At 69.8% G+C, this 19212-nt stretch carries 21 protein-coding genes; 6 read left to right on the top strand and 15 right to left on the bottom strand.

Annotation, left to right across the window (positions count from 1 at the left end; translation table 11 throughout):
• The first annotated feature begins 24 nt into the window (after window positions 1-24).
• From BKA10_RS09415 to BKA10_RS09430, 4 genes are all read left to right on the top strand, one after another.
• Window positions 25-870: an LLM class F420-dependent oxidoreductase gene (locus BKA10_RS09415; protein ID WP_183499656.1), complete on the top strand. Its 846-nt coding sequence runs from the start codon at window positions 25-27 to the stop codon at window positions 868-870.
• Between the two features lie 105 nt (window positions 871-975).
• A complete protein-coding gene (locus BKA10_RS09420; protein ID WP_183499657.1) occupies window positions 976-1797 on the top strand; it encodes a response regulator transcription factor in 822 nt (273 codons plus the stop codon).
• 4 nt (window positions 1798-1801) lie between these two features.
• Window positions 1802-3472, top strand: a complete 1671-nt coding sequence (locus tag BKA10_RS09425; RefSeq protein WP_183499658.1) for a sensor histidine kinase — start codon at window positions 1802-1804, stop codon at window positions 3470-3472.
• Window positions 3469-4605: a GGDEF domain-containing protein gene (locus BKA10_RS09430; RefSeq protein ID WP_183499659.1), complete on the top strand. Its 1137-nt coding sequence runs from the start codon at window positions 3469-3471 to the stop codon at window positions 4603-4605. Before BKA10_RS09425 ends, BKA10_RS09430 begins: the two co-directional genes overlap by 4 nt.
• A gap of 75 nt (window positions 4606-4680) precedes the next feature.
• Here the strand turns inward: BKA10_RS09430 and BKA10_RS09435 are convergent, their stop codons facing one another.
• From BKA10_RS09435 to BKA10_RS09455, 5 genes are all read right to left on the bottom strand, one after another.
• Window positions 4681-5376 (bottom strand): endonuclease/exonuclease/phosphatase family protein, encoded by a 696-nt coding sequence (locus BKA10_RS09435; protein ID WP_183499660.1) that lies wholly within the window; start codon window positions 5374-5376, stop codon window positions 4681-4683.
• A 288-nt stretch (window positions 5377-5664) separates the two neighbouring features.
• Window positions 5665-6498 (bottom strand): tRNA pseudouridine(38-40) synthase TruA, encoded by an 834-nt coding sequence (gene truA, locus BKA10_RS09440; protein ID WP_183499661.1) that lies wholly within the window; start codon window positions 6496-6498, stop codon window positions 5665-5667.
• A 25-nt stretch (window positions 6499-6523) separates the two neighbouring features.
• On the bottom strand, window positions 6524-6718 hold the full coding sequence (locus BKA10_RS16915; protein ID WP_366932110.1) for an SIP domain-containing protein: 195 nt from the start codon (window positions 6716-6718) through the stop codon (window positions 6524-6526).
• Window positions 6681-7523: a siderophore-interacting protein gene (locus BKA10_RS09450; RefSeq protein ID WP_183499662.1), complete on the bottom strand. Its 843-nt coding sequence runs from the start codon at window positions 7521-7523 to the stop codon at window positions 6681-6683. Before BKA10_RS09450 ends, BKA10_RS16915 begins: the two co-directional genes overlap by 38 nt.
• A gap of 550 nt (window positions 7524-8073) precedes the next feature.
• Window positions 8074-8964 carry a PfkB family carbohydrate kinase gene (locus tag BKA10_RS09455; protein WP_183499663.1) on the bottom strand — a complete coding sequence of 297 codons (891 nt, stop codon included), beginning with the start codon at window positions 8962-8964 and terminating at the stop codon, window positions 8074-8076.
• Window positions 8965-9039: 75 nt separating this feature from the next.
• On the opposite strand from BKA10_RS09455, the gene BKA10_RS09460 reads away from it, so the two are divergent.
• A complete protein-coding gene (locus BKA10_RS09460) occupies window positions 9040-11019 on the top strand; it encodes an acyltransferase family protein (protein ID WP_183499664.1) in 1980 nt (659 codons plus the stop codon).
• 94 nt (window positions 11020-11113) lie between these two features.
• Here BKA10_RS09460 and BKA10_RS09465 read toward each other — a convergent pair whose 3' ends face one another.
• Together BKA10_RS09465 and BKA10_RS09470 are read right to left on the bottom strand one after the other, a co-directional pair.
• Entirely contained in the window at window positions 11114-11350 is a 237-nt protein-coding gene (locus tag BKA10_RS09465) for a putative acetyltransferase (RefSeq protein ID WP_248199354.1), read from the bottom strand.
• Window positions 11347-12831: an SDR family NAD(P)-dependent oxidoreductase gene (locus BKA10_RS09470; RefSeq protein ID WP_183499665.1), complete on the bottom strand. Its 1485-nt coding sequence runs from the start codon at window positions 12829-12831 to the stop codon at window positions 11347-11349. The genes BKA10_RS09465 and BKA10_RS09470 overlap by 4 nt, the downstream gene beginning before the upstream one ends.
• A 22-nt stretch (window positions 12832-12853) precedes the next feature.
• Here BKA10_RS09470 and BKA10_RS09475 point away from each other — a divergent pair, with 22 nt between their 5' ends.
• Window positions 12854-13297, top strand: coding sequence for an NUDIX hydrolase (locus BKA10_RS09475; RefSeq protein WP_183499666.1), 444 nt, complete (start codon window positions 12854-12856; stop codon window positions 13295-13297).
• Window positions 13298-13874: 577 nt separating this feature from the next.
• Here BKA10_RS09475 and BKA10_RS09480 read toward each other — a convergent pair.
• The 8 genes from BKA10_RS09480 to BKA10_RS09515 all read right to left on the bottom strand — a co-directional run bounded on the left by BKA10_RS09480 (window position 13875) and on the right by BKA10_RS09515 (window position 19122).
• Entirely contained in the window at window positions 13875-14915 is a 1041-nt protein-coding gene (locus BKA10_RS09480; protein ID WP_183499667.1) for a GNAT family N-acetyltransferase, read from the bottom strand.
• Window positions 14916-15117: 202 nt separating this feature from the next.
• A complete protein-coding gene (gene rplQ / locus BKA10_RS09485) occupies window positions 15118-15708 on the bottom strand; it encodes a 50S ribosomal protein L17 (protein WP_183499668.1) in 591 nt (196 codons plus the stop codon).
• 36 nt (window positions 15709-15744) lie between these two features.
• Window positions 15745-16734 carry a DNA-directed RNA polymerase subunit alpha gene (locus BKA10_RS09490; RefSeq protein ID WP_183499669.1) on the bottom strand — a complete coding sequence of 330 codons (990 nt, stop codon included), beginning with the start codon at window positions 16732-16734 and terminating at the stop codon, window positions 15745-15747.
• A 128-nt stretch (window positions 16735-16862) separates the two neighbouring features.
• Window positions 16863-17261, bottom strand: coding sequence for a 30S ribosomal protein S11 (rpsK, locus tag BKA10_RS09495; RefSeq protein ID WP_183499670.1), 399 nt, complete (start codon window positions 17259-17261; stop codon window positions 16863-16865).
• A 34-nt stretch (window positions 17262-17295) separates the two neighbouring features.
• Window positions 17296-17670: a 30S ribosomal protein S13 gene (gene rpsM, locus BKA10_RS09500; protein ID WP_183499671.1), complete on the bottom strand. Its 375-nt coding sequence runs from the start codon at window positions 17668-17670 to the stop codon at window positions 17296-17298.
• A 159-nt stretch (window positions 17671-17829) separates the two neighbouring features.
• Window positions 17830-17946, bottom strand: a complete 117-nt coding sequence (rpmJ, locus tag BKA10_RS09505; protein WP_183499672.1) for a 50S ribosomal protein L36 — start codon at window positions 17944-17946, stop codon at window positions 17830-17832.
• Between the two features lie 71 nt (window positions 17947-18017).
• Complete coding sequence (infA, locus tag BKA10_RS09510) at window positions 18018-18239, bottom strand: translation initiation factor IF-1 (RefSeq protein ID WP_005050493.1); 222 nt, start codon at window positions 18237-18239, stop codon at window positions 18018-18020.
• A gap of 205 nt (window positions 18240-18444) precedes the next feature.
• Window positions 18445-19122 carry a DsbA family protein gene (locus BKA10_RS09515; protein ID WP_183499673.1) on the bottom strand — a complete coding sequence of 226 codons (678 nt, stop codon included), beginning with the start codon at window positions 19120-19122 and terminating at the stop codon, window positions 18445-18447.
• Between the last annotated feature and the right edge of the window lie 90 nt (window positions 19123-19212).

Raw genomic sequence — 19212 nt, forward strand, 5'->3', positions numbered from 1 at the left:
CGTGCCGTCGTCGATCGGAGCCCCATGTCCTCTTTCACCCCCGAGTTCGGTCGCGTCGGATTCTGGCGCGGCGGCACCCTGCTGACGCCCGAGATGGCGGCCGAGGTCGAGAGGCTCGGGTACGGGACCATCTGGATCGGCGGCTCCCCCGCTGCCGATCTCGCGATCGCGGAGCAGCTGCTCGATGCGACCGAGCGCGTGACCATCGCCTCGGGCATCGTGAACATCTGGACGGCGCCGGCGGCCGAGGTCGCGGCATCCTTCCACCGCCTCGAGAAGACGTACCCCGGCCGATTCGTGCTCGGGATCGGCATCGGGCACCGCGAGTCGCTCGGCGACCGGTACCAGAAGCCGTACGCGGCGCTCGAGTCGTACCTCGATGTGCTCGACACCGACGGCGTGCCCGCCGAGCGGCGCGTGATCTCGGCGCTCGGGCCACGCACGCTGAAGCTGGCGGCCGAGCGCGCGGCGGGAACCCACCCCTACATGACCACGCCGGCCCACACGCGGTTCGCCCGCGAGATCGTCGGTCCGGGCGTGCTGGTGGCACCCGAGCAGCGTCTCGTTCCCGACATCGACGCGGTCTCGGCGCACGCGACGGCGCGGAAATTCCTGTCGCGCTATCTCTCGCTGTCGAACTACCGCCGCACGCTCGAGTCGCACGGGTTCACCGCGGCCGATCTCGACGACGGCGCGACCGACACTGCGGTCGATGCCCTGGCCCCGAGCGGCACGCCGGCCGAGCTGGCGGCGGCGGTGAGGGGTCACCTCGACGCGGGAGCCGACCACGTCTGCGTGCAGATGCTGCCGGCGACGATGGACCCGCTGCCGACCCTGGAGGCACTGGCCGGCGAGCTCGAGCTGCGCTGACGGGTGGTCGGCCAGGTGCACAACTCCTGCGCGGATGATACCCGCGCGTGGGGGTCGCAGCGCAGCGCCGTCGGGAGGGTCTGACAGAATCAAGACGATACTGCCATGACTGAATCTGCCCCCCACCAGACCGCGGTCGTCATCGACGACGACCCGCACGTCCGTGCATTGCTGGTGACGATCCTCGAAGCGGCGGGATTCACCACGATCGCCGTCGACAACGGTCTCGACGGGGTGGATGCCGTGGTCGCGCACCGCCCGGTGATCACGACGCTCGACGTGAACATGCCCGGCATCGACGGCTTCGAGGCCGCACGGAGGATCCGCGCGCACAGCGACACCTACATCATGCTGATCACCGCGCTCACGGACGAGGCCGATGCCGTGCTCGGGTTCAGTGTCGGCGCCGACGACGTCATCGTCAAGCCGTTCCGGCCGCGCGAACTGCGTGCCCGGGTGCTTGCCGCCCAACGGCGCCGACAGGGCGCCGACGGCACCGAGCGCCCGACGAGCGCCCCCGCCGCCGGCGCTGCCGACCCGGCATCCGGTCAGCCGAGTCCCCCGGCATCCACTCACAAGAGCACCCCGCCGTCGGTGCGCGGAATCGGCTGGAACGGTCTCCACCTCGTGCGCGCCACGCACAGCACGACCGTCGACGGCGCGACCGTCGCGCTCACTCGCACCGAGTTCGACCTGCTCGCCACCATCCTCGAGGCCGCGCCCGAAGTGCGCAGCAAGGCCGACCTGGTGCGCTCGCTGAACGATGACCCCACGCAGGCGGCGTGGGTGAGCGACTCGGATGAACGGTCGATCGAGACCCACATCGCCAACCTGCGACGCAAACTCGGCGATTCTGCGAGCGCGCCACGGTTCATCGAGACCGTCCGGGGTGCGGGCTATCGTGCGGCCGCGCCCGCGGAATCCTGACAGCATGGCGGCTCCGATCGGCGGACACTGGGGTGACCTGCGCACCCGGTCGGTGTGGCGCTGGCAGCTGATCGTCGCGGCGAGCACGGTGGCCATCATCGCAATGGTCCCGTTGCTGTCGCCCCAGCTGTTCAGCAACGCGCGCTTCCTCTCGGGGGCGATCGGCATCGCCGCCATCACCGCACTGTCGCTGCTGGTTCCCTGGCATCTGGCGGCACCGGCGGTGATCACGGTGGTGCCGCTGCTCGACATCGTCGCCATCGGACAGCTGTCGGTCGGCGGCGACACCAGCCTCGCGCTGCTGTGGGTCTTTCCGATCGCCTGGCTGGCCACCTATTATCGGTTCCCGTGGCTCATCGCCGCCCTCTCCCTGATCGCCGTCATCCTGCTGATCGACGCGACCTTCTCGGGACTCTCACCTGCCTTCGCGCAGCGGACGGTCGTCATGCTGATGTCCCTCGGGTTCTTGGGCGTGACGATCATGGTGGGCGCGCAGCGCACCCGCGCCTACAGCCACCTGCTGCGGCGGCAGTTCGCGCAGCTCGACCGCACCCGTCGACGCGCCGAGCACGATGCGCAGCGCATCGCGGTGCTGTCGAACACGCTCGAGACGGCGATCGCCCGCATCGACCGCGACGGCGTGCTGCTCGATGCGAACGCCGCCTTCCTCCACCTTTACGCCGCGGCCGACATCGACACCTTCACTCCCACCGGCGCCGTCGAGTATCGCGGCTACCGCGGTGAGCCCGTCGACCCCGACAGCACCCTCATCGCCCGCGCCCGCCGCGGCGAGCGCTTCTACGACCACCGGGTCTGGCTGTTCGACGCGCAGGGACGGTGGCGCGCCCTCGACGCCTCGAGCCGGCCGGTGCCCGGGTCCGATGAGCAGCCGAGCAACCTCATCCTCGCGCAGGACGTCACCGACGCCGTCCGCGCCGACGAGCAGCGCCAAACGGTCAGCAGCGTCGTGACGCACGAGCTGCGCAACCCTCTCACCGCCATCGTCGGCCACAGCGACCTGCTGCTCGAACGCGACGATCTGCCCGCCGGCGTCCGAGAGCAGATCGCCCAGATCGACAGCGCCGGTCAACGCATGCAGCGCCTCATCACCTCTGCCCTCGAGCCCTACGGTCAGGCCGTCGCCGAGGAGGCCCACGTCGACCTCGGGCACCTCGTCACGGCATCCGTCGTCGCATTCCAACCCACCGCCGAAGCCGCCCGGGTCGACCTGTCGTGTTCGCTCGACGGCACCGCCGATGTCGGCGGAGACGCGTTCCGGCTGCGTCAGGCGATCGACAACGTGGTCGGCAACGCCCTCAAATACACGGCCCGCGGCGGCACCGTCGAGGTTTCGGTGCGCGCCCAGGCCCACGAGGGTGTCATCGTCGTCACCGACACCGGCATCGGCATGTCGCCGAACGACCGCGACCGCATCTTCGAGACCGGCTTTCGCAGCGCCACCGCGCGGGCGAGCGGAATCTCAGGCAGCGGCATAGGCATGTCGGTCGTGCACGACATCGTCACCGCGCACGGCGGCAGCCTCGACGTGGTGAGCGAGCTCGGACGGGGCACGTGCGTCACGGTGCGACTGCCGTGCGCCGCGGATGTCGGCGACCCGGGCGCCACCATCGGACACATCGGCGCGAACAACGCCGCAGAGAGGACATCGACGTGATGAACACGAGCCTCGTGATCGCCTTCGTGGCCATGACGACCGTGGTGACCGCGATCTACCTCGGCCTCGGATTCCTGCCGCGCCCCAGCCGGGTCGCGGGGATCTGGTCGGTCGGTTTCATCGGCGGGATGGTATCGGTGTACCTCTGGGCCGGCGGTGACAGCCTCGACTCCGACGTGCTGCGGGCGGTGTCTTCGGGCACCATGATCTCGATGGTGGCCCTGTTCTGGGTGGGCCTGCGCGTGCGGCGCGGCGCCTCGGCATGGCACTGGATCGCGGCCGTGGCATTCCTCGTCGTCGCTCCGCTGACGCTCGCGGTGTTCGCCGAGACCGAGCACTACGTCACCGCCGTGCGCGCCGTGTTCGTGCTCGCCGGGATCTTCACCACCCTCACCGTCCTCGAACTGGTGCGCCTGGGGATGCCGCAGCGAGACGAGATCCTGCCGTTCGCGCTCGTGTCCGCCGCGTTCGGAATCCTGAGCGTCGTCAACGTCCTGCAGGAGGCCGTGCGGCTGATCGAAGGGCAGCCGCAGACGCCTGCGCTGAGCGACACTCGCGAGCTGAACATGATCGGCTCTCTTCTCTACATGACGTGCGCGCTGGTGTCCCTCCTGCTGCTCACGCGTGCCCGGGCCCCACGTGGCGTCTCCCCCGCGGGACGCGGCTCCTTCGCCGAGGTGGCCGGCGATCGGCTTCGCCGGGCCGAAGCCACCGACGATCGCTGGTGGTCGCTGCTGGTGATCCGGCTCGACGACCCGTCCGCCCTTCGCGAGGCCTCGAGCACCCATGGCTTCGATCTCATCGCGGCCAAGTTCGCCCAGATCGTCCGGAGCACGTTGCCGGCGGAGGCCGACATCTGGGCGCGCGACCAGATCGAGTTCGTCGTGCTGCTGCCCCGCCCCGAGGGGGCCGTCCGCCAGGAACTCGTGCGCGTCCTGCGCGAGATCGCTGCCGCCGATCCCGAATCGCCGCTGACCGTGCGACTGTCGGCGAGCGTCGGATGGGCGGCGGTGGATGCCGTGGGCTACGACCTCGACGTCCTGATCGCCACGGCGTCGGACGCCGCTGATCGCGCCGGTGCCCGCGGTGGCGACCGATGGGAACGCGTCGCCGCTGTCGAAGCCGCGCGCTGAGTCTCGCAAGGCGTCACACGAATCACGCGCCGCGCGAGCAGCCGCGGGTGAGCGCCCCACGGCACCGAAGCCGACTCAGGCGGTCAGCTCACCGCGCAGGCGCGGGCTCGGCTCGGCGTGGACCAGGATCGGCAGATGGTCGCTCGTGCCCTGCGGCAGCGTCGTGATGCGGTCGATGTCGAACCCGACGCTCGTCGCGAAGTCGTAGTGCCCCTTGAAGAACCGGTACCGCGTGTACGTCCGCGAATCGCTCAGGTTCAGTTCGTACCCGGCGTCGCGGACGCGCTGACTCAGGTTTTCTTTGAACACCGGATAGTTGTAGTCCCCCACCATGAGAATCGGCAGGTCTTCGCCCAGTCTGCTCAGCTCGGCCAGTGCCGCCTCGATCTGCTTGCGGCGCAGCGAGTTCAGCGCGGTGAGCGGCGCGGCATGGAAGCTCGCCACGATGAACTCGCGCTGGTGATCGATGTCGCGCAGTCGGACGCCGAGCATCCGCTCCTCCGCCGGTTTCAAGACGCGGTCGTGCAGCGACTTCTTCAGCGCCATCGACATGACATCCAGCGCCGTGAACGTGTTCGCGCGGTAGTACACCGCCAGCCCCAGCCGGTTGCGGCTGGTCGAGTCCGCCAGTTGCAGGCCACCGATCTGAGCCGGGATGCCGGTGGTGTCGGCCTCCTGCAAGCACAGGACATCGGCCCCGTGTCGCTCGACCAGATCTTCGAGCTCGTGCACGGCGCGATGCTTGCGCAGGTTGTACGAGATGAGCCTCATGCTGTCTCCAACCCTACGCCGCCCGGGTAACGCGGGAGGGTCGGCGCGGTTGCCGGACGTCCGCGCTCGGCGCGCGAGATACGCGGTCGGCGCGCGAAACGCGCTCGGCGCGGGAGATGCGCGCTCGACGCGAGACATACGCGCTCGGCGCGAGAAACGCGCTCGGCGCGAGAGAAACGCGGTCGGCGCGGGACATACGCGCTCGGCGCGGGACATACGCGGTCGGCGCGGGAGATGCGCGCTCGGCGCGAGACATACGCGGTCGGCGCGAGACATGCGCGCTCGGCGTCAGTCGTCGAGGTTGCGGCGAGCCCGGGTCTGCTCGGCTCGCGAGGCGAGCAGGTCGTCGGCGGGGTACCCCACCTCGGTCAGCGTCAGGCCCCGCGCGGCGAGGACTTTGAAGTCGCTCGTGCGCTCCCCCGCGTCGCGGATGTCGGCCAGGTCGTCGACGTCGAGCCGGTCCTCGCCCACCGCGACGCACGCGCCCACGAGGGCACGCACCATGCTGTGGCAGAACGCATCGGCTTTGACATTGGCGATCAGGATGCCGGTGTCGTCGCGCACCCAGCCGAACTCGAGCAACGTGCGGATCGTGGTCGCCTCCTCGCGCGGCTTGCAGTACGCGGCGAAGTCGTGCAGGCCGATCAGGGACCGGGCCGCGGCGTCCATCGCCTCGGCATCGAGATGCGCGTTCACCGACGTCGTGCTCGCGCGGACGAGGGGGTCGTAGCCGGCGGTGCGATCCGCGATGCGGTACGCGTACCGGCGCCAGGTGGCCGAGAAGCGGGCGTCGAACCCCTCGGGCGCCTGCGCGCTGCGGTGCACGGCCACGTCGGGATACTGGCCCAGCACCCCGTTCAACCGGGCGGCGAGCGCCTCGGGCGCGGGGTTGCGGCTCTTGGCCAGCCGGGTCTGCTGCGCTTCGGTCAGATCGAGGTGCGCGACCTGGCCCGAGGCGTGGACTCCGGCATCCGTCCGCCCGGCCACCACGAGACGCGGATCGCCGCCCAGGATGCGACCGATCGCCCCCTCGAGCGTGCCCTGCACCGTGCGCAGTCCCGGCTGCCGCGCCCAGCCCCGGAACCCGGTGCCGTCGTAGGCGATGTCGAGTCGGATCCGCACGGACCCAGCCTATCGGCGGGCCGTTTCAGTCCTCGAAGATCTGGCCGACCGGTTCGCGCTTCTCGGACTGGAAGCGATCTTCGGTGCGCCCGTAGGCCCAATACGCCGACAGCGACATGGCTCGGCGGTCGATGCCCCACTCGCCCTGCAGCGTGGCTCGCAGCTGCTTCATCGCTTCGCGCTCACCGTGCGCGAAGATCTCGACCGGCGCCGTCGGCACCGGAAGGGCGCGGACCGCGTCGACCAGTGGCTGGCCGTAGGGTGCGGCGGGGGCGGCTGAGTCCGCAGCGCCCGCGCCATCGGCGGCGTTCGCGGCGGCGGCAGCGCCCGCGCCATCGGCGGCGTTCGCGGCCGCGGCCCCTGCGGTGCAGCCATCGCACGTCGACCCCTTCGGGTGCCGAGAGCGTCACCTCGTCGGCGGCGGACCCGATCTCGATGATCGCGAGCCCGCGCGCGTCGGGTGCGAGCGCTTCGAGTGCCGCGTCGATGGCCGGGATCGCCGAGTCGTCGCCGAAGAACAGGTGCTCGATGTCGCCCTCGGCCGGTGCGAACTGCGCGCCAGGTCCCGAGAAACTGATCTTGTCGCCGGCCGTGGCGCCCGCCGCCCACGGACCCGCGATGCCCTCGTCGCCGTGCACGACGAAGTCGATCGCGAGGCTGCGCGCCGCGGCATCCACCGACCGGATGGTGTAGGTGCGACTCACCGGCATGTCGTCGGGATCGAGCGTCTCGCGGAGGGCCTCGAGATCGTACGGAGGCACGAGACCGAGCTCGGGCTTGGCGAACTGCATCTTCACGTACTTGTCGGTCTTCGCGAGCTTCTCGGTGTCGGCTCCCGCGATGAACGCGTCGAATCCCTCGCCGCCCAGGTGGATGCGCACCAGGTGGGGGCTCAGCTGCTCCGTGCCGACAACCTCGAGCACCGTCTGCACGCCGCGGCCGCGGGGCCGGGTGCCTTCGGGCCGGGCGCCACGCGCACCGGGTCGGGTCTGCTCGGTCGCGGTGGGCGTGGTCTGGTCTGGCATGGTTCCTCCTGTGTGGACCGCACAGTCGCGGTCAGCCGGCGGCCGCACCGACGGTGCTGGCAGCCTTCGCGACGCGGAATCCGCACGCGCACGCTCCTACGAGCCTACCCAGCGCCGGCGCGCCCCGGGCCGGGCCCGGGCGGACGCTCAGCAGTCACCTCGGCACAGTCCCGGCATCCCACACCATGCGCAAGCGACTGCCCAACCCGCAAGACCGACCACGGTGCCGCGAACAGACGCTCAGCAGTCGCCTCGGCACAGTCCCGGCATCCCACACCATGCGCAAGCGACTGCCGAATGCTCACGCGACTGCCCAACCCGCGAGACCGACCCCAAGGCCGCGAACAGACGCTCAGCAGTCACTTCGGCACAGTCCCGGCATCCCGCACCATGCGCAAACGACTGCCCAACCCGCGAAACCGACCACGGTGCCGCGAACAGACGCTCAGCAGTCACCTCGGCACAGTCCCGGCATCCCACACCATGCTTAAGCGACTGCCCAACCCGCGAGACCGACCCCCGAACCGCGAGCGGACGCGCGGCGCACCGGTTACATCGCCGCGTCAACCTCGTCGCGGGTCGGCGGGTTCGCGCCCACGCGCGAGACGGTGATGCCGGCGGCGACGGCGGCGCGGCGCAGCGCACGCTCCGCGGCCGGCTCGCTCGTGAACAGCAGCGGGTCCTCGAGCGCGCTCGCGATGAGCGACGACATGCAGGCGTCGCCAGCACCGATCGTGTCGGCCACGTCACTGGGCCAGACCGGAGCTTCGACGATGCCATTGACGCCGAGCGCCAGTGTGCTGCGCCCACCGCGGGTGAGCACCACCAGTCGCGGCCCGCGTGCGGCGATGTCGGCAAGTGCCTCTTCCGGCTGCTGGTCGGGGTACAGCCAGGCGGCGTCCTCGTCGCTCAGCCGCACGAGGTCGGCCGCGGCCACCGCCCTCCGGAACCGCCGCACCGCGGCGCCGCGTTCGCCGATCAGCGCGGGCCGGATGTTCGGGTCGACGGTCACGAGCTGCCCGCCGTGCGCGGCGTGCTCGAGCGTGTCGAGCACCGCATCGGCACCCGGCTCGAGGAACAGCCCGATCGACCCCGCGTGCACGAGTGCGACCTCGTCGAGCACCGGCCGCTGCACCTGCCAGTCGACATCGAACTCGTAGGTCGCCGTCCCATCGGGCGCGATGCGGGCCTGGGCGGTCGCAGTCGCGGCATCCGTCCACGACGCCTTGTCGAGCCGGACTCCGGCCGATGCCACGTGCTCGGCGATCCGCGCGCCCCGGGCGTCGCGGCCGATGCGCGTGAGCAGCCGCGTCGGCACGCCGAGCCGCGCCAGACCCACCGCCACGTTCGCAGGGCTCCCGCCGACGAACTCGCGCGGGCCGCTGCCCGACGCGACGATATCGATCAGCGCCTCACCGATGACCAGGACGTCCGCAGTCATGGCATCCATCCTGCCGCTCCCAGGGTCCGAACGTACACTGGAGAGGACTTCCCGATCCCTCGCTCGACGGTACTGATGACCACTCCCACACGCTCCCGTTTCACGGGCCTGGACGGCCTGCGCGCCGTCGCCGTGATCCTCGTGGTCCTCTATCACCTGTTCCCGGGCTGGATTCTGCGCAGCGGCTTCATCGGCGTCGACGTGTTCTTCGTGATCTCGGGATTCCTCATCACCTCGCTGCTGCTGCGCGAGCGCGCCGCGACCGGAACCATCGCCCTCGGGTCGTTCTGGCAGCGCCGCATCCGACGCCTCGTGCCGGCCCTGGCGCTGGTCGTCACCGTCTGCGCGACGGCGGCATGGTTCGTCGGTGGCGACGTGCTCGTCGATGTCGGCCGCCAGCTGCTGGGCGCGGCGACCTTCTCGTACAACTGGGTCTCGATCGCGGACGGCGCCTCATACTTCGCGGCCTCGCAGCCGGAGCTGTTCCGCAATCTCTGGTCGCTCGCGGTGGAAGAGCAGTTCTACCTGCTCTGGCCGTTGCTGCTGCCGCTGTTCCTGCTGCTCCGCCGCCGGTGGCGCGTAGCCGCCGCAGTGGCGCTGGGCGCGGCGTCGGCTGCATGGGCGGTGTTCGCCCTGACACCCGCCGACCCGACCCGCGCGTATTACGGCACCGACACGCACGCGTTCGGCCTGCTGCTCGGCGTGGCTCTCGCGTTCGCGCTGCAGGGGCTCTCGGTGCGACGCCTGTCGCCCGGCTGGGGCGGCGCCGCGGGCGTGGTGGCGCTCGGCGCACTGGTGTTCGTCGCCACCCTGACGCCGTCGCCCGATGCCTGGACCTTCCCCGGCGTGCTGATCGCGGCATCCATTCTCTCGGCCGTCCTGATCCTGGTCGCGACCGCCCCCGGGTCGTGGTTCGGGCGCGCGCTCGACGTCGCGCCGCTGCGCTGGATCGGTGATCGCTCGTACGGCATATACCTGTGGCACTGGCCACTGGTCGTACTGCTCACGTCGGCTCTGGCGGGGACGACGGCGGATGCCGGGGTGCCACTCCCGGTCGGCGCGGCAGCGCTGGTGCTCACGCTCGGGGCCGCGGAACTGTCCTACCGGTTGATCGAACAGCCCGTGCGGCGCTATGGATTCCGTGGCGTGTATATGCGGATGCGCAGGCGTCTGGCCTCGACGCCGTCGCGGCGGTTCAGCGCGGTGACGGCTCTCGCAGCCGTCGTGCTCGTGCTCGGCGGCACCACCGCGGCGGTCGCCGCGGCGCCTCAGATCACCTCGAGCGAGGCTGTCGTCGAAGCCGGGCAAGACGCGCTGAATGCGACGGCAGGGGCAGAGCCGGTCTCACGGATGATCGTGGATGCCCCGATCCGGCCCGGCGATCACCCGGAACCGCCGCTGTGCATCGATGACCGCATCACGGCCGGCAGCGGCCACTGTACGCCGCGTGACGGCCGCCCGTTGCCGCCGAAGCCCGTCGCGATCGACGGCGCCCGGGTGTCGGCGATCGGCGACTCGGTGATGCTCGCGTCTGCGGAGGGGTTGCTGCAGCGGATGCCCGGCATCCAGGTCGACGCGAAAGTCTCGCGCAGCATGTATGCCGGTGCGGACATAGCCCACCGGCTCGATGCCCGTGGTGAGCTGCGCGACTACGTGGTGGTGGCACTGGGCACGAACGGACCGGTCGACGCGGACGCGCTCGGGTCACTGTACGACACGGTCGGCCGCGACCGCGCGCTCGTGCTGGTGAACGCCTTCGCGCCGCGCGATTGGATCCCCGGTGTCAACCGCGACCTGGCCGAGTTCGCCCGGTCCCACCCCGGTGTCGCCGTCGCCGACTGGTCCGATGCCATCGACGACCGCACCGATCTGCTCGCGGGCGACAACATCCACCCGGGAGGCGCCGGTGGCGAGGTGTTCGCCGAGACGGTCGCGCAGGCCGTCGAACGGATCGAGCAGCAGCAGGCCACCGTCGAATATCAGATCAAGCTTGCCCAGTGGGCCGCGATGAAGACCTTCGGACCGGCGGCGCCATCACCGGTCGACGAAGGGTGATGGATGATCACACCATGTTGCGTACGCAGATCTCTTTGTCGATGGTGAGACGTACGTCGAGGCCGTCCGATCCGGGATCAGCGCCCTACGAAGCTCACCCCGCCGCAGGCGGTGCACCCGAGCCGGAGCGTCGCCGTCGCGGGGCCGGCGGCGGCGGGACTTCCTTCGCCGCGATGATGTCGGCGACCGCGATCCGTTCGATGCCGCGCTTGCCGTCCACGACGACCGTCTCGGCGTCGGCGCTGAGCAGCTCACCGAGCGCGTCGGTGGCCTGCCCCGTGGGCAGCAGGTAGCGGACGACCACCCGGCGGCCGGGCTCGGGGAGTCTCACCAGGCGCCCGGTGCGTAGTCCTTGAGGAAGACCCCGAACAGGTCTTCGCCGGCCTCGCCGCGCACGATCGGATCGTAGACGCGGGCGGCGCCGTCGACGAGGTCGAGGGGCGCGTGGAAGCCCTCTTCGGCGAGCCGCACCTTGGTCGGGTGCGGACGTTCGTCGGTGATCCAGCCGGTGTCGACGCTGGTCATGAGGATGCCGTCGGTCTCGAACATCTCGCGCGCGCTGGTGCGGGTGAGCATGTTGACCGCCGCCTTGGCCATGTTGGTGTGCGGGTGGCCGGGGCCTTTGTAGCCACGGTTGAAGACGCCCTCCATCGCGCTCACGTTCACGACATAGGTGCGGCGCGCGGCGCTGGCGGCCAGCGACGGCCGCAACTTGGATACGAGCAGGAACGGCGCGGTGGTGTTGGCGAGCTGCACCTCGAGCATCTCGAGGGGGTCGACCTCACCGACGCGCTGCGTCCACGAGTTGACGTGGTCGATGTCGGGGATGAGTCCGCCGGCGTCGATCGCGGTGCCGGCAGCGAGCCGTTCCAGCGAGCTGGATCCTGCCGCCATCGCCTGCTCGGTCAGCTCGTCCGCGCGCGACGCCGCGGCGGCGAGGATGGGGTGGGCCGTCACCGAGCGCTCCAGCGCCTGCGGATGCTGGTCATTCGTGTGGCCGAAGGTGACCAGCTCCGGCAGTGGTCCGGTCGGCAGGGGTGCCAGCTCGGCATCCACCAGCGGCTGATACGCGCCTAGCGATCGTCGCACGGTCTGGGTGGCGTTGTTGATGAGGATGTCGAGGCTGCCCGCCGCGGCCACGTCGTCGGCGAGTCCGATCACCTGCGCCGGATCGCGCAGGTCGATGCCGACGATCTTGAGACGGTCGATCCACTCGGAGGCATCGGGCAGGCTGCTGAACCGGCGTACGGCATCGCGCGGGAACCGGGTCGTGATGGTCGTGTGCGCCCCGTCGCGCAGCAGACGCAGCGCGATGTACATGCCGATCTTCGCGCGCCCGCCGGTGAGGAGCGCGCGCTTGCCGGTCAGGTCGGTGCGGGCGTCGCGCTTCGCGTGGCTGAGCGCCGCGCAGTCGGGGCACAGTTGGTGATAGAACGCGTCGACCAGCGTGTACGGCTGCTTGCAGATGTAGCAGCCGCGCGCCTTGATGAGGGTGCCTGCCGTGGGTGCGGTGGTGGACGTGCTGATCGGGATGCCGCGGGTCTCATCATCGATCCGGTCGGCCGCCCCGGTGGCGGTGGCGGCGACCACCGCACGGTCGGCGTCTGCGACAGCCTCGCGGATCTCGCGCCGGCGGGCCTTCTTGACGGCCTTGAACATCTTGGCGGTGCCGCGACGGACGGCGATGAAGTCGGGGTGTGACTCGTCGAGACCGGCCATGCCCTCGAGGACCCGCAGCGTGACGGCGAGGTCCGACGGGTCGATGCCGCTCGGCGAAAGGGTGTCGGGCGAGGCGGGGGTATCGGGAAGCACACACGATTCTACGTCGGGCCGGATGGGCGGAACCTGTTACCGTGCAACGGTGAGCTCCTCTCCCGCGCCTTCGGTTGCCCCGCGGCGGATCCATGTGTCGGCGGCGGTGATCCTCGATGACGAGGGGCGCCTGCTCGTGGTGCGTAAGGAGGGCACGACCGCGTTCATGCAGCCGGGCGGCAAGCCCGAGCCGGGCGAGACCGCCGGTGAGACGCTGAGCCGCGAGCTCGACGAGGAACTCGGCGTCCGCATCGAACCGGAGAGGCTGCGCGCGCTCGGCACGTTCACGGCCGCCGCGGCGAACGAACCCGGGTTCCTCGTGGTCGCGGACGTGTTCGAGGCCGACCTCGCAGGTCAGCGCCCGCAGGTGGCGGCCGAGATCGCCGAGCTGCGCTGGGTGACGCGGGCCGACGCCGAGGTCGTGGAGATCGCGCCGCTCGCGCGCGAGAACTTCCTGCCCGGCTGAGCCGGTCTGGTCGTCATCCGGCCGCAATCGCCGTCTCCGCGGCATCCGACGACCGTTCGGGCCGGATGAGATCACCGGCGACGCCTTCATCCGGCCGAAGATGCTGTCTCCGCGCGCAATGGCGACCGTTCGGGCCGGATGATCGTCCGGGCCGGCCTGATCTGGATGCAGCTGCCGTTCCAATACCCGACAACCGTTCGGGGCCGGGTGCGATCTCAGGCGACGCCTTCATCCGGCCGAAGATGCTGTCTCCGCGCACAATGGCGACCGTTCGGGCCGGATGATCGTCCGGGACGGCCTGATCCGGATGCAGCTGCCGTTCCGGCGCCCGACGACCGCCCGGGGCCGGGTGCGATCACCGGCGACGCCTCATCCGGCCGAAGATGCTGTCTCCGCGGCATCCGACGACCGTTCGGGCCGGATGAAATCCTTGCTGACGCCCTCATCCGGCCGAAGATGCTGTCTCCGCGCGCGATGGCGACCGTTCGGGCCGGATGAGGGTCCGGACGGAGCGGGACGGAGCCTCTCCGACGCGCTGCCCACGCCGGAGAGGCGTCAGACGCGCGTGACCCGCGCCTCAGACTCGCGTGACCAGCGCGATCGAGCGCTCTGTGGCGGCGAAGCCGAGCCCCTCGTAGAGCGTGTTGGCCCCGGTGGGGCTCGCGGTGTCGACGTCGAGGACGGCCTTCTCGAGCCCAGCGTCGGCTATCGCCTGCAGCGTGCGCGAGACGACGAGCGGGGCGAGGCCGCGGCGGCGGTGCGTGCGGATCACGCCGATCAGGTCGATATACGAGTTGCTGGCGCCCAGCGTCACCCAGTCCTCCTCGTTCACCGACGCGAGGCAGAACGCCACGATCTGTCCGTCGGCGTCGAGAGCGATCCGCGACAGGTCGGGCCGGAAGAACTCGCCGCCGACGAACTGCTTCCACCGCTGTGGGTCGCTCGGGCGACTCCCCCAGTGGTCACGGAAGGCGTCGTTGCGGGCGTCTCGGGCATCGTCGTCGCGGTCGTGCGTGTACTCGACGACCGTGATGCCTTCCGGCGCCTCGAGCGCGGGGGCCGGCGTGGCCATGTCGCGGACCATCGAGGAGAACCATCGCTCCGCGCGATAGCCGAGCCGGTCGGCAAGCTGCTGCTGGTCGGTATTGGGCTCTTCGGCGAAGATCTTGAGTTCGGCGGCGGTCAGGCTCGCGTCTGCGGCGGCCGCCTCGGCGAGCTGCTGACGGCCACGGGTATCGAGCCACGCCATCAGCTGGGTGCCGATGCCGCGGCGACGCCACTGCGGATGCACGGCACCACTGAGGTACACGGTCAGCTCGCCGCCCTCGCGCGACGGGTGCAGCATGGCGCCGGCGCTCGCGACCACCGTGCCGTCGACGGTCTCGGCGAGCAGAGAGTCGCTGGCGGGGTCGAAGTGCTCGAGCTCGAAGTCGTCGGCGATCTCGGAGCGCGGGGTGGTCCAGGTGGGGTGATCCACGGCATCCGCCGCCGCAAGGACGGCATGGATCGCGTCGATGTCGTCGCGGGTGGCGGGGCGCCACTGCGCGATGTCTTCGTGGTGCGGCAGGGTGGGTTCGGTGGCCGTCCCGAGTCGCGCCGCCAGAGTTTTCTCGCTCACCCCGCAATGCTACCGATCCAAGGTGGCTGCGGTGTTGGCCGGCGGGAGCATCCATGGCCCGAGTATCGCGTTCTGCGCGTGCAAGAGACCACTGACGCGGACGGCGGCTCCTGGAGGCGACACGGGGCAGGACCCGCCGACGCAAGAGGTCCGCACCCCCGGAAGGGTGCGGACCTCGAATGCAGTGCGAGAGAGGGTCGAATTACTCGGCCTTCTCCTCGGCGGCCTCGTCCGCAGCCGGGGCCTCGACGGCCTCTTCGGCAGCAGTCTCAGCAGCGGCGCCCTCTTCCTGCGACTCGGCGCCGGCGTCGGCGGCCTCGTCGGCAGCGGCGGTCTCCTCGACCTCGGCCTCAGCGGCGGGGGCCTCCTCCGCAGCAGCCTCAGCAGCCGGAGCAGCAGCAGCCGACTTCTTGGCCGACTTCGGCTTCGGGTTCACCGGCTCGAGGACGAGCTCGATCACGGCCATCGGGGCATTGTCGCCCTTGCGGTTGCCGATCTTCGTGATGCGGGTGTAGCCGCCCTCACGGTCGGCGACCAGCGGCGCGATCTCAGTGAACAGGACGTGCACGACTTCCTTGTCACCGATGACCGACGCCACCCGGCGACGGGCGTGCAGGTCGCCGCGCTTGGCGAACGTGACCAGACGCTCGGCCAGCGGACGCAGGCGCTTGGCCTTGGTCTCGGTGGTCGTGATCGAGCGGTGCGTGAACAGCGCTGCGGCGAGGTTCGCGAGCATCAGGCGCTCGTGTGCGGGTCCGCCTCCGAGGCGGGGTCCCTTCGTGGGCTTGGGCATTCTCAATTACTCCAGAGTGAAAAGTCGATCAGCAGATCAGATGGTCTCGTCGTCGTATCCGCCGTAGAAGTGCGCACCGTCGAACCCGGGAACCGAGTCCTTCAGCGACAGTCCCAGCGACACGAGCTTGTCGCGCACCTCGTCGACCGACTTCTGGCCGAAGTTGCGGATGTTCATCAGCTGGGTCTCCGAGAGGGCGACCAGCTCCGACACCGTGTTGATGCCCTCGCGCTTGAGGCAGTTGTACGAGCGGACCGACAGGTCGAGGTCTTCGATCGGCATCGACAGCTCGTTGGTGAGGACCTCGGCGACCGGCGCGGGGCCGATCTCGATGCCCTCGGCCTCGACGTTCAGCTCACGGGCCAGGCCGAACAGCTCGGTCAGCGTGCGACCGGCCGAGGCGACGGCGTCGCGGGGACTGATCGAGGGCTTGGCCTCGACGTCCAGCACGAGCTTGTCGAAGTCGGTGCGCTCACCGGCACGGGTGGCGTCGACGCGGTAGCTGACCTTGAGCACCGGCGAGTAGATCGAGTCGACGGGAACCTGCCCGGCCTCGGCGTACTCGTTGCGGTTCTGGGTCGCCGAGACGTAGCCGCGGCCACGCTCGATCGTCAGCTCGAGCTCGAACTTCGCGTTGTCGTTGAGCGTGGCGATGACCAGCTCGGGGTTGTGCACCTCGACACCGGCGGGGGCGGAGATGTCGGCGGCGGTGACCTCACCGGAGCCGGTCTTGCGCAGGTACGCCGTGATGGGCTCGTCGCGCTCGGACGAGACGACGAGCTCCTTGATGTTCAGGATGATCTCGGTGACGTCTTCTTTCACACCGGGGATCGTGCTGAACTCGTGCAGCACACCCTCGATGCGGATGCTGGTGACGGCGGCGCCGGGGATCGAGGAGAGCAGGCTGCGACGCAGCGCGTTGCCGATCGTGTAGCCGAAGCCGGGCTCCAGCGGCTCGATGACGAAGCGGCTGCGGAATTCGCCGATCTTCTCCTCGGTCAGAGTGGGACGCTGTGCAATGAGCACTATGTGTTCCTTTCAGTCACGTGCCCGCTATATGACACGTGCAGTTGGTGAGGTGTTGAGTTTTTCAAGACGACGGATGCCGGATGCCGTACCCGCAGTGCGAGTTCCGGCATCCGGCCCATCAAAGATCAGACGCGGCGGCGCTTCGGGGGGCGGCAGCCGTTGTGCGCCTGCGGGGTGACGTCCTGAATGGATCCCACCTCGAGGCCGGCGGCGGTGAGCGAGCGGATCGCGGTCTCGCGACCCGAGCCCGGGCCCTTCACGAAGACGTCGACCTTCTTGACACCGTGCTCGGCGGCCTGGCGGGCGGCCGACTCGGCGGCCATGCCGGCCGCGTACGGGGTCGACTTGCGCGAGCCCTTGAAGCCCACGCCACCCGACGAGGCCCACGCGATGACGGCGCCGGACGGGTCGGTGATCGAGACGATCGTGTTGTTGAACGTCGACTTGATGTGGGCGTGGCCCAGCGCGATGTTCTTCTTCTCCTTGCGGCGCGGCTTGCGCGCGGCGGTCTTGGCCTGTGCCATTTCTGCGTTCTCCTAAATCCTGGGGGCCCGCGCCTTAGCGCGCCTTCTTCTTGCCGGCGACGGTGCGCTTCGGGCCCTTGCGGGTACGCGCGTTCGTCTTCGTGCGCTGACCGCGCACCGGGAGACCGCGACGGTGGCGGATGCCCTCGTACGAGCCGATCTCGACCTTGCGGCGGATGTCGGCGGCCACCTCGCGGCGGAGGTCACCTTCCACCTTGTAGGTGCCTTCGATGTGGTCGCGAAGGGCGATGAGCTGGTCGTCGCTCAGGTCCTTGACGCGGATCGACTCGTCGATCTCGGTCGCGCGGAGGATCTCGACGGAGCGGGTCCGGCCGATTCCGTAGATGTAGGTGAGGGCGATCACCACGCGCTTATCGCGCGGGATGTCAACGCCGGCGAGACGTGCCATGCGGTTGTTCTCCTAGGAGTGTGTGGAGGTGTGGAGCAGAATCGGTGCCCGGGCCTCCGCCCCGGGGTGTCCCCCCGGCCTGCCGGGGTTCTGAATCTGCCTGTGTGCGATGTGAAGTTGTGAGTGTGTGGGAGTGGATGCCGCGGCATCCACTCTTCGTCAGCCCTGGCGCTGCTTGTGACGCGGGTTCGACTTGCAGATGACCATCACGACGCCGTGGCGGCGGATGACCTTGCAGTGGTCGCAGATGGGCTTGACGGACGGCTTGACCTTCATGGTGTTTCCTTTATCGCTGTCTTCGTACCGCGCGCACGGTGATGCGGCGCGGCCGTTACTTCTCAGCCGGTCTAGCGGTAGCGGTAGACGATGCGACCGCGGGTGAGGTCGTAGGGCGAGAGCTCCACGACGACGCGGTCTTCAGGGATGATGCGGATGTAGTTCTGCCGCATCTTTCCGGAGATCGTTGCGAGGACCTTGTGTCCGTTGGTGAGCTCAACGCGGAACATCGCGTTGGGCAGAGCCTCCGACACGACGCCCTCGATTTCGATGACACCGTCTTTCTTAGCCATAGCCTCGCTGACGCTTGTGCAGACCGGCTGGTCTGCGGTGAATGGGTGGTGGTGTCTCGACACGCCAAGATAGGCGCAAGGCACCAAAGAGTCAGTATACGTGGTATGCAGGACCCCGGCAACTCGACGTGCGAGACGGCGAGTGGATGCCGGTGTGGTCCAGGCCGGGGCGGGGCTGCGTCTGGGCTGCCCCGCCCCCGCCGCGTCACTGCAGGCGCGCCGAGATGTCGGCTGCCGGGTCGCCGGTGAGGCTGATGTACTCGTCGTTGATGACGAGCGTGGGCGTGCCGGCCGAGCCGGTGGTCGGGTCGGTGGGGATGTTCTGGGTCTGCTCGGCGACCAGGTCGTCCCAGGTGCGGTCGGCGATGCAGTCCGCGGCGCCGGTGGAACCGGCATCCTCCGCCATCGACACGAGCTCCTCGTCGGTGAGCCCGGCGCCGGTCGGGTTGGTCGCGAAGACCGCTGTATAGAAGGGGAAGGCCGCGGTGGGCTCGTCGTCGGCGACGCAGTACAGCGCGTTGGCCGAGCGCTTCGAGAAGTCGGTGCCGCTGGCGGCGTTCAGGCCGCTGAGGGCGACCGGGTGCAGGTTGAGGGTGATGCTGCCGGCCTCGAGCTCTTCCTCGATGGTCGGACCGTACGCCACCTCGAACTCCTGGCAGTGCGGGCAGTAGAAGTCGAAGTACAGGTCCACCTGGTTCGAACCGGTGCCGACGGCGATGCCGCCGGTCTCCTGGTTGATGCCGTCGCTGTCGGGGCGAGCGGCGGGGGCGGTGGCCGCGTTGTTCATCCAGACGACGAGGCCGATCAGGAGGGCGATGATGGCGACGACCGCCACGCTCACCCAGATCGCGAACCAGTTCGTCTTGTGCGCTGCTGTTGCCATCACTTCTCTCCCTGGATGCTTTCGCCCGTGTCGCGGCCTCAGCGGTGCCCGTCGCGCGTGACTCCGCCGCCGTCCATCCTCTCACCCCAA

The sequence above is a fragment of the Microbacterium invictum genome (assembly GCF_014197265.1).
Taxonomy (GTDB): domain Bacteria; phylum Actinomycetota; class Actinomycetes; order Actinomycetales; family Microbacteriaceae; genus Microbacterium; species Microbacterium invictum.

What these genes read in the sequence shown, in the direction of transcription:
- BKA10_RS09415 (WP_183499656.1), top strand. Translation starts at nt 25, where the DNA reads ATGTCCTCTTTCACCCCCGAGTTCGGTCGCGTCGGATTCTGGCGCGGC.
- BKA10_RS09420 (WP_183499657.1), top strand. Translation starts at nt 976, where the DNA reads ATGACTGAATCTGCCCCCCACCAGACCGCGGTCGTCATCGACGACGAC.
- BKA10_RS09425 (WP_183499658.1), top strand. Translation starts at nt 1,802, where the DNA reads ATGGCGGCTCCGATCGGCGGACACTGGGGTGACCTGCGCACCCGGTCG.
- BKA10_RS09435 (WP_183499660.1), bottom strand. Translation starts at nt 5,376, where the DNA reads ATGAGGCTCATCTCGTACAACCTGCGCAAGCATCGCGCCGTGCACGAG.
- BKA10_RS09450 (WP_183499662.1), bottom strand. Translation starts at nt 7,523, where the DNA reads ATGCCAGACCAGACCACGCCCACCGCGACCGAGCAGACCCGACCCGGT.
- BKA10_RS09455 (WP_183499663.1), bottom strand. Translation starts at nt 8,964, where the DNA reads ATGACTGCGGACGTCCTGGTCATCGGTGAGGCGCTGATCGATATCGTC.
- BKA10_RS09460 (WP_183499664.1), top strand. Translation starts at nt 9,040, where the DNA reads ATGACCACTCCCACACGCTCCCGTTTCACGGGCCTGGACGGCCTGCGC.
- BKA10_RS09475 (WP_183499666.1), top strand. Translation starts at nt 12,854, where the DNA reads ATGGGCGGAACCTGTTACCGTGCAACGGTGAGCTCCTCTCCCGCGCCT.
- rplQ (WP_183499668.1), bottom strand. Translation starts at nt 15,708, where the DNA reads ATGCCCAAGCCCACGAAGGGACCCCGCCTCGGAGGCGGACCCGCACAC.
- rpsK (WP_183499670.1), bottom strand. Translation starts at nt 17,261, where the DNA reads ATGGCACAGGCCAAGACCGCCGCGCGCAAGCCGCGCCGCAAGGAGAAG.
- rpsM (WP_183499671.1), bottom strand. Translation starts at nt 17,670, where the DNA reads ATGGCACGTCTCGCCGGCGTTGACATCCCGCGCGATAAGCGCGTGGTG.
- rpmJ (WP_183499672.1), bottom strand. Translation starts at nt 17,946, where the DNA reads ATGAAGGTCAAGCCGTCCGTCAAGCCCATCTGCGACCACTGCAAGGTC.
- infA (WP_005050493.1), bottom strand. Translation starts at nt 18,239, where the DNA reads ATGGCTAAGAAAGACGGTGTCATCGAAATCGAGGGCGTCGTGTCGGAG.
- BKA10_RS09515 (WP_183499673.1), bottom strand. Translation starts at nt 19,122, where the DNA reads ATGGCAACAGCAGCGCACAAGACGAACTGGTTCGCGATCTGGGTGAGC.